The 12,178-nt window shown below is 74.7% G+C and carries 10 protein-coding genes; 4 read left to right on the top strand and 6 right to left on the bottom strand.

The window, feature by feature from the left end:
• Window positions 1–195: 195 nt before the first annotated feature.
• Both ACFQBR_RS01585 and ACFQBR_RS01580 read left to right on the top strand, forming a co-directional pair.
• Window positions 196–1,749, top strand: coding sequence for a polysaccharide deacetylase family protein (locus tag ACFQBR_RS01585; protein ID WP_344176367.1), 1,554 nt, complete (start codon window positions 196–198; stop codon window positions 1,747–1,749).
• A gap of 171 nt (window positions 1,750–1,920) precedes the next feature.
• Window positions 1,921–3,498, top strand: coding sequence for a polysaccharide deacetylase family protein (locus tag ACFQBR_RS01580; protein WP_378551786.1), 1,578 nt, complete (start codon window positions 1,921–1,923; stop codon window positions 3,496–3,498).
• A 100-nt stretch (window positions 3,499–3,598) separates the two neighbouring features.
• Here ACFQBR_RS01580 and ACFQBR_RS01575 read toward each other — a convergent pair whose 3' ends face one another.
• The 5 genes from ACFQBR_RS01575 to ACFQBR_RS01555 all read right to left on the bottom strand — a co-directional run bounded on the left by ACFQBR_RS01575 (window position 3,599) and on the right by ACFQBR_RS01555 (window position 9,722).
• The gene (locus ACFQBR_RS01575; RefSeq protein WP_267945904.1) at window positions 3,599–4,735 is read right to left on the bottom strand and encodes a quinone-dependent dihydroorotate dehydrogenase; all 1,137 of its coding nucleotides are present in this window, start codon (window positions 4,733–4,735) and stop codon (window positions 3,599–3,601) included.
• Complete coding sequence (locus ACFQBR_RS01570; RefSeq protein WP_267945905.1) at window positions 4,732–5,658, bottom strand: proteasome assembly chaperone family protein; 927 nt, start codon at window positions 5,656–5,658, stop codon at window positions 4,732–4,734. Before ACFQBR_RS01570 ends, ACFQBR_RS01575 begins: the two co-directional genes overlap by 4 nt.
• Window positions 5,659–5,970: 312 nt before the next feature.
• Window positions 5,971–7,734: an ABC-ATPase domain-containing protein gene (locus ACFQBR_RS01565; RefSeq protein ID WP_344176258.1), complete on the bottom strand. Its 1,764-nt coding sequence runs from the start codon at window positions 7,732–7,734 to the stop codon at window positions 5,971–5,973.
• Window positions 7,735–7,829: 95 nt separating this feature from the next.
• Entirely contained in the window at window positions 7,830–8,324 is a 495-nt protein-coding gene (locus ACFQBR_RS01560) for a TetR/AcrR family transcriptional regulator (protein ID WP_267945907.1), read from the bottom strand.
• 150 nt (window positions 8,325–8,474) lie between these two features.
• The gene (locus ACFQBR_RS01555; RefSeq protein ID WP_344176254.1) at window positions 8,475–9,722 is read right to left on the bottom strand and encodes an MFS transporter; all 1,248 of its coding nucleotides are present in this window, start codon (window positions 9,720–9,722) and stop codon (window positions 8,475–8,477) included.
• Between the two features lie 205 nt (window positions 9,723–9,927).
• Here ACFQBR_RS01555 and ACFQBR_RS01550 point away from each other — a divergent pair, with 205 nt between their 5' ends.
• The gene (locus tag ACFQBR_RS01550) at window positions 9,928–11,178 is read left to right on the top strand and encodes a glycosyltransferase (RefSeq protein ID WP_344176252.1); all 1,251 of its coding nucleotides are present in this window, start codon (window positions 9,928–9,930) and stop codon (window positions 11,176–11,178) included.
• The gene (locus ACFQBR_RS01545; protein WP_344176249.1) at window positions 11,175–11,384 is read left to right on the top strand and encodes a type I-E CRISPR-associated protein Cas6/Cse3/CasE; all 210 of its coding nucleotides are present in this window, start codon (window positions 11,175–11,177) and stop codon (window positions 11,382–11,384) included. The genes ACFQBR_RS01550 and ACFQBR_RS01545 overlap by 4 nt, the downstream gene beginning before the upstream one ends.
• Window positions 11,385–11,716: 332 nt before the next feature.
• Here ACFQBR_RS01545 and ACFQBR_RS01540 read toward each other — a convergent pair whose 3' ends face one another.
• Window positions 11,717–12,142 (bottom strand): hypothetical protein, encoded by a 426-nt coding sequence (locus ACFQBR_RS01540; RefSeq protein ID WP_344176247.1) that lies wholly within the window; start codon window positions 12,140–12,142, stop codon window positions 11,717–11,719.
• Window positions 12,143–12,178: the final 36 nt, after the last annotated feature.

The following is a 12,178-nucleotide window of genomic DNA, read 5'->3' as shown; positions in this document are numbered from 1 at the left end:
GAGCACCCCTCCGCCCCTGTACCCGGCGTGCTGCCCTGTGCCCCCGGCCGGAATCAGCGCGAACCCCTGTTGCGCGGCCGGCGTCACAACCGACATGAAGCGTCGCGGGGCCGAGTCCTCCCCCGTGCTCCCCGCGATCGTTCGTCTGAAGATGTACGTGGAGAACCCCTGGTGAACAAGCAGTCCCAACCGACCATGGCCCCCGGTCACCCCCTGTCCACGATCGCGGTCGCGCTGGCGGTCGTCGCGGGGCTGGTCTGGCTGGCCGTCACCCCGCCCGGCGTGCTCGCCTCCGAACCCGTGAGCGATACGCACCCGGGGTCGGCGGACGGCGGACCGGAGGCGGACCCGCCCGCCGCCGGCGAGCCCGACGGGCTGACGGTGGTCGACCCCGACGACGTGGTGGACCTGGCCGAGGCCGAGCTCGCCCGCGAGGGCGGGGTGGCCGCGGAGGTCTCCTACCCGGTCGTCCCCGACGCCGACCCGCTGAGCGACTTCCTGGACCGCGCGCTGTCCGCCGAGGTGGACGCCTTCGAGGCGGCCAACCCCGGAGCGGTCTCCTTCGAGTCCGCGTGGAACCTGACGGCGGCCAACGACGACATCGTCGGGGTCCGCGTGACCCGTGAGGAGACCGACTCCGAGGGGACCCGTGAGGGATACACCACCTACTGGTACGACGCCCTCACCGGCTCGACCCACCCCTCCACCGCCCTGATCGCCGGCCAGGGGGAACTGGAGGAGCTGAACGGCCTCGTGCGGGACGCCCTCCCGGGGACCGCGGCTCCGGACGCGGTGCACCCGATCGCCTCGCTGTACGACTCCGTGGGGTTCAACCCCGCCGGCGACCTCGTCGTGGAGTTCGACGCGGGACAGGTCGCCCCCGTGGAAGAGGGCAGGACCCACGCCGTCGTCGCCGCCTCGGAGTCCGCCCCCCTGCTGTCGGACCTGGGCGAGCGCGCGCTGCGCTCGGCGACCCGGGGCGTCCGCGACTTCGCCGTCGCGGCCCCGCCCCGGGAGGAGGAGAGCAGCCGTGAGACGGCCGTCCCCGGGGTCCTGCCGCCCGCGGGCGAGGACGTCGACTGCTCCGCCCCCGGGTCCAAGTGCGTGGCCCTGACCTACGACGACGGCCCGGGCGGGCGCACGCCCGAACTGCTGGACATCCTGGCCGAGTACGACGCCCGCGCGACGTTCTTCGTCACCGGCTACCCGGTCATGGAGGATCCGCGCACCGTGAGGCGCGCCTACGCGGAGGGCCACGAACTGGCCAACCACACCCTCTCCCACCCCGACCTGGCCGGGCTCGGAGCGGGCGGGATCCGTTCCGACCTCGAAACCGTGCAGGCCCTGGTGTACCGCGAGACCGGGTACACCATGGACCTCATGAGGCCCCCCTACGGGTCCACCGACGCGGAGGTCGCCTCGGTGACCGCCGACATGGGCCTGGCCCAGATCCTGTGGAGCATCGACACCAACGACTGGAAGGACCGCAAGTCGTCGGTGGTCGCGGACCGCGCCGTCGACGGCGCCTCCCCCGGGGCGATCATCCTCATGCACGACATCCACGACACGACGGTCGACGCCTCCCGCGCGATCGTCCGGGAACTGGACGATCGCGGCTACACCATGGTCACCGTCTCCCAGCTGCTCGGCGCCACCGAGCCGGGCGAGGCCTACGTCGACGGGGCCCCCGAGCCCCCCGCCGACACGGAAGGGGACGGCGGGGAACCGGAGGGGGACGAGGCGGCCTGAGGCCCGCGGGGCCCGGCGGCCCCGGCCGCGACGCTCCGGACGGGTGCGGACCCGCACCCCCTCCTGTGGCGGTGACCACATGTGGTCACCGCCACAGGCGCGCGGACGGCGTCCCCTATGTTGCTCCCATCAACCGCGTAAGCACCCGCGCAGGGATGAGGGAGACCGGTGTTGTCGACGAGCCGAGTCCGTCCTGGCCAGACCGCTCCCCGTCGGGGCCTCGACCGGGGGCCTGGGCCCCGGCGCCCAGGAGGGGCCGCACGACGCGCGGCGCACCGGACCGGCGCGGCGGTGGCGGCGCTGCTGCTGTTCACCGCCTGCGGCACGGGCGGCGCGGCGGAGGGCGACGACCCGGAGCTGATGACCGTGCTCCTGGACGAACCCGGCGAGGAGGTCGCCGAGTGGACCGGTGGCGCCGCGGACTTCGGCGACCACCCCCACCGGCCGGACGGCGTGGAGATCGACGTCTCCTATCCGGTGTTCGAGGGGGCCGACCGGTTCGCCTCCCGGCTGGCCGAACAGGTGGACCGCGAGGTGCGGGACTTCCGCGGGGCCAGCCGCGACCCCGTGCGCCTGGCGGTCGACTGGGAGGTCGTGGGCGCCGGGAGCGGCGTCCTGGGCGTGCGCCTGGTCCGCACCGAGGAGGACCTGCACGGCCGGCGCCAGGGATACGGAACGTACTGGTACGACGCGGAGACCGGGCACACCGCGTACTCGACGGAGCTCCTGGCGGACGACGACGCCCTGGGAAGGCTCGACGGGATCGTGCACGAGGAGCTGGCCGGGAACCCGGACGTGGACCCGGAGGGGCTGCACCCCGTCATGCGCACCTACGACTCCATGGGGTTCAACTCCGACGGCGACCTGCTCGTGGAGTTCGACGACGGCCACCTCTCCCCGGTGGTGGTCGGCCACCCGCCCTCGTCGGAACCGGGCCGGATCCTCGCGGTGGTGCCGTCGGAGGAGGCCGCGCCCCTCCTGTCGGACCTGGGAGAGCGCGCCCGGGAGGCGTCGACGGCGGAGGAGCCCGTGCTCGCGGTGGACCCGCCCGGAGCCGTCCCGGAGTCCCTCCCGACCGCACCGGGGGTGGTCGCCGCCGGCGACCCGGACCTGGACTGCGGGGCCCCGGGGACCGAGTGCGTCGCGCTCACCTACGACGACGGGCCCGCGGAGGGGACCGCGGCCCTCCTCGACCTGCTGGCCGAGGAGGAGGTGTCGGCGACGTTCTTCCTCAACGGCGACCCCGCGCTGACCCGCCCCGGCGTGCTCCGGCGCGCCTACGCGGAGGGGCACGAGATCGCCAGCCACAACGACCTGCACGAGCACATGACGGAGTACTTCGACGACCGGGAGCTCCCCGCGCAGGTCGCGGCGGTCAGCGCGATGGTCCGGCGGCAGACGGGGCAGGACGTGGAACTGTTCCGGCCGCCGTTCGGCGACACCTCCGGACCGGTGATCGAGGAGATCGGCAGGCAGGGGATGGCCCAGGTCCTCTGGAACCTGGACAGCGAGGACTGGACCGGCCTGTCCCCGGAGGAGATCGTGGACGGCGTCATGGACGACGTCGAGCCGGGCTCGGTGGTGCTCATGCACGACACGCTCGCGCCGACCCTGGCCGCCGCACCGCGGCTCATCGAACGGCTGCGGGAGGAGGGCTACGAGTTCGCGACCGTCAGCCAGGTCGTCGGCGACCCCGAGCCCGGCGAGTCCTATCCGGCGGCGGGCGTCACCGTCCCCGAGTACTGGTAGCGCGCGGGTCGGGGCGCACCGGGGCCGGGGGCCGCCAGGAAGCACCGCGGGGCCGGGAACCCCGGGGAGGGGTTCCCGGCCCCGCGGGACGCGGCGGCCGTCAGACGGCGGTGGACTCCTGGGGGCGGCCGGCCCCGTGGACGTCGGCGCCGACCGCCTCGCCGATCGAGCGGTATCCGGCCTCGCGGACCAGCCTGGCCAGGCCGCGGTGGATGCGGCGCGGCCAGAGGGGGCCGCCGTAGATCAGACCCGTGTAGCCCTGCACGAGGGTCGCCCCGGCGCGGATGCGGGCCCACGCGTCCTCGGGGGTCTCGATGCCGCCCACGGCGACCAGGGTGACGCGGTCGCCGACGCGGGCGCGGAGGCGGCGGAGAACCTCCAGCGACCGCTCCCTGAGCGGGGCGCCGGACAGCCCTCCCGCCCCGGCGGCCTCCACCTCCTCGGCGGAGGCGGCCAGCCCCTCGCGGGAGATGGTGGTGTTGGTGGCGATGATGCCGTCCAGCCCCTCGGCCAGGGCCAGGTCCGCGACCGCGTCGACGTCCTCGTCGGCCAGGTCGGGGGCGATCTTGACCAGGAGCGGCAGGGTCGGGTGCCCGGCCTCGGAGAGCGCCTCGCGAACGGCGGCGAGCAGGGGCCGCAGCTGCTCCACGCCCTGGAGGTTGCGCAGTCCGGGGGTGTTGGGCGAGCTGACGTTCACCACGAGGTAGTCGGCGTAGCGGGCCAGGCGCCGGGCGCTGAGGGCGTAGTCCGCGGGCGCGTCCGCCTCGGGCGTCACCTTGGTCTTGCCGATGTTCACCCCCAGCACGGGGCGGCGTCCGCCCCGCTGGTGGTGCAGGCGCTCGGCGACCAGGGCGGAGCCCTCGTTGTTGAAGCCCATCCTGTTGACGATCGCACGGTCCTCGACCAGCCGGAACAGGCGCGGGGCGGGGTTGCCCGGCTGCGGCTGGGCGGTGACCGTGCCGATCTCGACGAAACCGAAGCCGAGCGCGGCCAGGCCGGACGGGCTCTCCGCGTTCTTGTCGAAACCCGCCGCCATGCCCAGCGGCCCCGGGAACTCCTGCCCCAGGGCTCGCACGGCGAGCTCGGGCTCACGCGGGCCGAGGACCCTCCCCATGGCCGAGGCCACACCGGGGATCGCGGTCACGCCGCGCAGTGCGGCGAAGCTCATCCTGTGGACCTTCTCGGCGTCCATGTGGCGCAGGACCGAGCGGAAGACAATCTGGTAGAACACGGTCATCCGTTTCCGTCGCCCTCGCGCTCGGCGAGGTAGCGTTCGAGTTCCGCGCCGAGTTCGTCGGCGGTGGGCAGGCCGGCCTCGTCGTCGGCCAGCGGGAGTGTGGGGCGTTCCTCGGGATCGGTCCGCGAGGACATGATGTCGTCGTACTGCCGCTCCAGGTTGGCCACGACACGCTGGACCTCCGCGGAGGCCGCCACCTGCTCGGCGATGTCGACGTCGGTCGCCCCCGCCACCTCCTCCAGCCCGCCGGTGGGCAGCGCGAGCCCGGTCGCCCCGGCCACGTAACCGGCGGCGGCGATGGCCGCCCGCGGGTACTGGGACTGGGCCAGGTAGCTGGGCACGTGGACGGCGTAGCCGACGAAGTCGTGGCCGCGCTCCCCCAGGCGGAACTCCAGCATCGCCGCGGCGCTGGCGGGCACCTCGATCCGGCCGATCCACGGGGTGTGGCCCTCCACCAGCTCGGGGCGGGTGGAGTGCGGCGTGACCGTGACCGGACGGGTGTGCGGCACCGCCATCGGCACGCCGTGCGTGCTGATGGACAGCGACACCGAGAACCGCTCGACCAGCTGGACGACGGCGGCGGCGAAGGCCTCCCACTCCCGGTCCGGCTCCGGGCCGTACAGGACCAGGAACGGGGCGTTCTCCTCGTCGTGCATCCGGTACAGGGCGAGCTTGGGCGGCTCGTAGTCCGTCCAGGTGTTCTCCACGAAGGTCATCGACGGGCGGCGGGACCGGTAGTCCACGAGCCGGTCGGCGTCGAACGTCGCGACCTCCTCGGCCTCGAAGCGCTCGAAAAGGGCCTCGGCGACCTGGCGTCCGGTGTGTCCGGCGTCCACGAAGCCGTCCAGACAGACCAGCATCGCCAGCCCGGCGATGTCGTCGAAGCCGGGATGGAGTTCGTACAGATCTGCGGGGTCACGCACCGGGTTCTCTTCTCCAAGACTGGTCGGATTCGCAGGGCGGCGTCCTCACGGCGGTCCGACCGCCGGGGCGCGACCGGGGAGGGCCCGGCATCGCACCTCCTGGGAGGCTGTGCCCTGCTTTCCCACAATACCGACCGGATCCCCCTCAGGCCTGCGATGGGACGCCTGTCACACCCCGGCCGCCGGAGCGTCCCCGCGGGTGCGCGCACGCGCCCCTCCTCCAGGCGGGGGACGCGACGGGAGCGCGCCCCTCGCGGCTCCCGCCCCCGGTCGGCGTTCGGGGCCCCGACCGGGGCCGGAACGGCCGCGCGTTCACCCGCCCGGACGCTGGGCGGCGACGCGGAGCGTGCGCAGCCTGTTGAGGACCGCGGCGACCTCGAACCGGCGCGGCAGGACGTAGTCGCCCCCGAAGTCGTCGCCGAGCAGGGTGACGCCCTCGGCCTCCAGCGCCTCCTCCAGGGAGTCGAGCGCCTCGGCCAGGGTACGCGCCCCGTCCAGGTGGCGGCCCGCGACGAGCTCGCGCAGGGCCAGCCCGGCTCCGATGAGCTGCCCCGGGTCCACGAACTGCTCCACGGACCGCACGTCGACGTCGCTCTCCCCGAACACGAGGACGTCCGTGTCGCGGCGCTTGATCCTCCCCCGGCCCCGCGCGGTGTCGTCCACCGAGTCGGGGGCGACCACCCGGGCCCGCGGCGCGCCGAAGTCGGCGTCGGTGCGCTCGCGGGCCAGCTCCGCCGCCCGTTCGGTGACGTCGTGGGGGTGGTAGGCGTCCAGCATGACCACCTGGTCCGCGACGTCGAAGTAGTCACCGCTGCCGCCCATGACCAGGACCGTGGACACTCCGTGGTCGCGGCGCAGGGGCCGGACCAGGTCGACGAAGGGCACGAGGGGCTCGCGGTCGCCGTGGACGAGCGCCTGCATCCGCTCGTCGCGGATCATCAGGTTGGTGGCGGTCGAGTCCTCGTCCACCAGCAGGGTGCGCGAACCGGCCTCGACGGCCTCGCAGATGTTGGCGGCCTGGGAGGTGGACCCGGAGGCGTTCTCCGTGCGGAAGTCGCTCGTGTCCGCGCCGGTGGGGAGGTTGCGGACGAACGGGCTCACGTCCACGCGCTCGACCCGCCGCCCCTCCTCCGCCCGGATCTTGACGGCGTCGTCCCTGGTCACCACCAGCTCCCGGCCGTCCCCGGGGACGTGGTCGTAGACCCCCCGCTCCAGCGCGTGCAGCAGGGTGGACTTGCCGTGGAAGCCGCCGCCGACGATGAGCGTGATGCCCTCCGGCACGCCCATCCCGGTCACGGCGCCCCGGTGCGGCAGGTCCACGCCCACCCGCAGGCTCTCCGGCGCCTCGAAGGGCACCGCCCCGTCGGCCATGGGCTCGTCGCTGACACCGCTCAGGCGCGGGAGGACCGCGCCGTCGGCGACGAAGGCGACCAGCCCCCGGCCCTCCAGGCCGGCGCGCAGCGCGACCGTGTCGGCGACGCTGTCGGCGAAGGCCTCGGCCGCGGCCGCGTCGACCGCCTCCCAGTCGAGGTCGTCGACCAGCGCGGGCAGGGTCGTGCACAGCTCGCGCTCGGCGGTGCGGCCGTCGATGCGGCGCCCGTGGCCGGGGAGGTCGATGCCGATGCGCAGTTCGAGGCCGCCGTCGGTGAGGCGGCAGGAGGAGCGCTCGATGACCTCCTGCCCCCCGGCGTCGATCTTGAGCAGGGAGCCCCGGAGCAGTCCGCGGGCACGACGGCCCAGGTAGTCGGCGGTGGCGCGGCGGCGCACCGGATCTCCCCACGCGCTTCTGGGGATGCCGGCGTCCGGCACGAGCACGCGCACGCGCGAGGGCGGGGCGAACGGGTCGGCCTGCACGCGCTGCACCGTCAGGGTGAAGTCGCCGAAGTCCCAGTCGCCCCGCAGGGACTTGTAGCGGCCGTAGGAGTCGCCGTCCATGCGGAGCAGCTCCGCCGAGAGGCGTGCGTCGTCCCGCACCCCCCGTAGGGGCTCGGGCTCGGGACGGCGCCCGCCGCCCCGGCCGCCTCCCCCGCCGCCGTACCGGCGCCCCTGGCCGCCGCCCCCGTACCGTCCCGCCATCGGTGTCCTCCCTGGGTTCGGATGATCCTCCGGGCCAGGTTAGGGGTTTCGGGACAGCGTCGCAGAGGGCCTGTGGACGACCGTGTCCGCGCTGCTCAGGGGAGGTCTCGCGGATCCGGTGCCGGATCCGCCCCCGGCGGGTCCGGGAGGACGTCGGCGAGGAGGGCGGCGAACTCGTCCGCCGTGGGCGCGGTGTCCCCGAGCAGGCTGTGCAGCAGGACCCCGTCGATGACCGCGGCGACCACGCGGACCCGGACCGGGTCGTCCGTGTACCGCCGGGCGAACGCCGAGACGGCGGCGAGCCACCCGTCGGTGGCCTCACGCAGGTGAGGGCGTCTGGCGGCCAGCAGGAAGAGCTCGTACTCGGCGAGCAGGCGTCCGGGGTCGGCGGCGACCACGGCCAGGAGCTCCGCGAGCTCGCGCCGCCGGTCGCCGCCGCCGGAGAGGCGGCGCATCCGCTCGGAGTCCTCGTTCATCACACTGGTCAGGGCGGCCGTCAACAGGTCGCCCAGCCCGCTGAAGTAGTAGGTGGTGGCCGAGGTGGGCAGCCCCGCCTCCCGGGAGACGGTGCGGTGGCTGACGCCGGCCACCCCGTCGCGCTCGATGATGCGCAGGGTGGCCTCGATCAGCGCGTTCCGGCGCAGTTCCCCCTTGGCTCGGCGTCCGTCGGTCTGTTTCAGGGCCCCTCCTCCGGTCTACGGCGAGGGTAGCGGCACCGTGGCCCGGGGGCGCGCGACGCCTCAGCCGGGGGCCCCGCAGGCCCGGGGCTCCTCCGTCCGCGGTTCCCCGCCCTCCTCCGGGCGGGCGGCCGCGCGGCCCAGCAGCGGGGCGGCGGCCGCCACCGCGGCGAGGGCCGCGCCGCCGGCGGCCACCGCCACGAGGAACCCGCCGGTGGTGCCCGAGCCCTCCACCGCCGTCCCGGCGGCGAAGGTGCCCCCCGCCGTGCCGACGGTGAGGCCGGTCAGCGCCCAGGTCATGCCCTCCGTCAGCCGCTCGGCGGGGACGATCCGCTCGACCAGGGTCATGACCAGGATCATCGTCGGCGCGAAGAACAGGCCGGAGACGAACACGGCGGCCGCCAGCGCGGCGATCCCGCCGACCGCCAGGAAGGGGACCGTGGTCGCCGCCGTTCCGGCGACGGCCGCGACGAGCAGGACGTGCGGGCGTCCCCTCGGGTTCAGCGCGCCGAAGCCCAGACCGGACACGGCGGAGCCGAGGGCGTAGGCGGACAGGACGAGACCGGTGGCGCCGGGCGCGCCCAGCTCCTCGGCGAAGGCGACCGCCACGACGTCCACCGCCCCGACGATCACTCCCCCGGCGCCCAGGACGAGGATCAGGACCGCGAGCGGCAGGCCGAGGAAGCGCGTCCGCCGTCCGTCCCGGTCGGCGGGGACCCGCACCGGGGGCTCGGTACCGCGCTGGGCCGTGAAGAGGCCCACCCCCACCGCGAGGAAGGCCGCCGCGGCGAGGGGTCCGGCCTGGGCGAAGGCGGCGGTGCTCAGCACGACGGACAGGGCGGGTCCGGTGATGAAGGTGAGCTCGTCGGCCACCGACTCGAAGGCGTAGGCGGTGCGCAGCTCGGGCGAGCCCCGGTGCAGCTCGGTCCAGCGCGCCCGCGACATCGCGGACATGCTCGGCATCGTCCCGGCCGGGACGGCGGACGCGAAGAGCGCCCAGGACGGGGCGCCGAAGGTCACGCACGCGAGCATCGCCAAGAGCGAGACCACGCTGATCGCGGCGGCCGGCGGGAGCACGCGGCGCTGGCCGTGGCGGTCGGCGAGGCGCGAGACCTGAGGCGCGATCAACGCCATGGACAGGGTGAAGGTCGCGGCGACGGCGCCCGCGAGGGCGTAGCTGCCGTGGGTGGCGGCCAGCATCGTGATGATGCCGACGTTGGCCATGGCCACGGGCATGCGGCCGATGATCCCCGCGACGGCGAAGCCCCTGGCCCCGGGGGGCGCGAAGAGGCGGGCGTAGGGGTGGGGCATGGCAGGGCCTCCGAGGGCGTGAGAGGGGCGGCGTGTCCCGGCACGCAAACAAATGGGACACTTGTCCCAGATTCTTGCACGGGAAGCCCCCCTCCGACGGCGAACGTGACACACGCCATTCGCCCGCCCGGCGGAGAGTGCCTTTGCCCGGGCCCCTCCCCGGGGACTACGTTGCGGGGAACCCCTTCCGCCGAGGAGTTCCCGCATGAGCACGGTCCTGTTCGTCCCCGAAACCTTCAACCTCGCCGAGACGACCCGGGCGGTCGAGGTCGCCCGGCACCTGCGGGACCGGCACCGGTGCGTGTTCGCGGGGTACTCCGAGCGGTATGCGGGTGTGGTCGAGGACGCCGGTTTCGAGTACCACCGCCTCTCCCCCGAGCTCACCGACGCCCAGGCCGACCAGCTGATCCGCTTCGACCAGGGGCGGAGCCCGAACCACCCGTTCACGGAGGACGTGGTCCGGGCCAGGGTCGGGAGCGAACGCGAACTGAACGCCCTGGTGCGCCCGGCCGCCACCGTCATCGGCTCCACGCTCAGCCAGCTGGTGTCCGCGCGGGCCGACGGGATCCCGCTGGTCCACGTCAGACCGTTCGCCTACTCGTGGCCCCACCTGCGCCAGGCGCGTTCCCTGCCCCTGCTCGACGGTCGCGGCCGCCTGGCGGGGGCGGTCAACGCCGGTGCGGCCGTGCTGCTGCGCGAGGCTGCCCGGTACACCTCGTACAAACCCCGCGGCTTCGCGCGGGTCGCCCGAGAGTACGGCGTGGCACTGCCCCGACGGACCGTCGAGGCGCTGGACGGCGACCTCAACCTGATCGCCTCGATCTCCGGCTTTCTGCACCCGTACAGGCTCCCGCCGCACTATCGCTGGGTCGGACCGATCTACGCCCGCCTGGACCGGGAGGTACCCCCGCAGGTGACCCTGGCGGCCGGGCGGGCCCGCGAGGCCGGCCGTCCCGTCGTGTACTTCGCCATGGGCAGCTCCGGCCGCCGCGACATCGTGCTCCGGGTCCTCGGCGAGCTCTCGCGGATGCCGGTGACCGTCCTGGCCCCGGTCGCCCACTACCTGGAACCGGGCGACCTCGAAGGGCTCGGCCGCCATGTGCACGTGTTCGACCTGCTCCCCGCACACGAACTGGGCGGCCTCATCGACGCCTCCGTGATCCACGGCGGGGAAGGGACCGTGCAGACCGCTGTGGCCTCGGGCAGGCCGTTCGTGGGGATCGGCCTCCAGATGGAGCAGCGCTCGAACATCGACGACTGCGTGCGGTTCGGCAGCGCGGTCGGGCTGACTCCGGCCCGGGCCCGGGGAGAGCGCCTGCGCCGCGCCTTCGAGGCCGTGCTGCACGACCCCGAGCTCCGGGCGCGCGCCGAGGAGCTGCGGGACCGCCTGTCCGGCACGGACGGCGCCAGGGCCGCCGCCGACCACGTGGACGCCCTCGTCCGTGGGGCAGGGTGAGCGACCTGCGCCCCGTCCGGCAGCGACCCCTCCGGCCGGACCTCGCGCATCGGGTCCGGGGGCGCCGGCCCCACGGGGCTGGGGCGCGGGTCACCGACGCGGATCTGTTCCGGCGGACGCTCACCCGCGGGATCGGCCGTGGGCGCGGGTACGGCTGCGGTCTGGTGAGCCTCGCCGGGAGGCGGGAGGACCCGGGGAGGGGGTGACGGGTGCGGCGGGCCTCCTCGGCGTCGGCGAGCGCAGGGCCCGGCCGCTCCGCCCGGAGGTGGAGATCGGCCCCGGGGGGCGCCGGGGCCGATCTCTCGGGGGGCCACACGTCCTCCCGGTACCAAGGGGGTGTCCCGGGCCGGAGTGTGGCGGGCACCTCCCCGGGAGGGGTGGGGAGGTGCCTCGCGTTCAGTTCTACCGGAAGTCCGGGTGCCGCGAGGGGGAAACCGTGATTCCGTCGGCTCCCAGTTCCCCATCGACGGCCGCCCGGACCCGGAGGGCGCTCGTTGTTCCGGATCCGGTCCGGCCGCTCCGCGCCCCCGGGGCGGGCCTACCCCTCCAGTGCGGTGCGCAGGGCCCGGTCGTGCTCGTCGACGGGCTCGTCGGCCAGGTCCCCCACGAACACGGCGACCAGCTGGCCGCCCTCCCCTGTGACCTCGGCGATGAGGTCCCGCCAGTGGTGGAGGTTCGGGTGCTCGAAGTCCGGGCACGCCTCGGCCGGGGCCAGCTCGGCCTCCGCCGCCTCCAGCTGCTCGACCGACAGGGGGTAGGAGCCGCTGCCGGAGGAGTGGCCGACCGCCCTGGCAAGGATCACCGCCGGAAGGTAATTGCCGTCCCGGTTGGTCAGGGTGAACGAGGTCCGGCCGTCGCGGATGACGCCGACGGCGTGGGCGGCCGGACGCCGCCAGCGCGGGTCGGCGGCCTCCAACCGCTCCCGGACCGCGATGATCTCTTCCCTGGTGGCCCACTTCTCCACGGGGTGCTCCTCTCGGCTGTCTGTTCCCGGGGCCGG

The sequence above is a fragment of the Nocardiopsis tropica genome, assembly GCF_042660575.1.
GTDB lineage: Bacteria > Actinomycetota > Actinomycetes > Streptosporangiales > Streptosporangiaceae > Nocardiopsis > Nocardiopsis tropica.
Note: the sequence above shows the minus strand (reverse complement) of the source record. Positions and strands in the feature narration are given on the sequence as shown.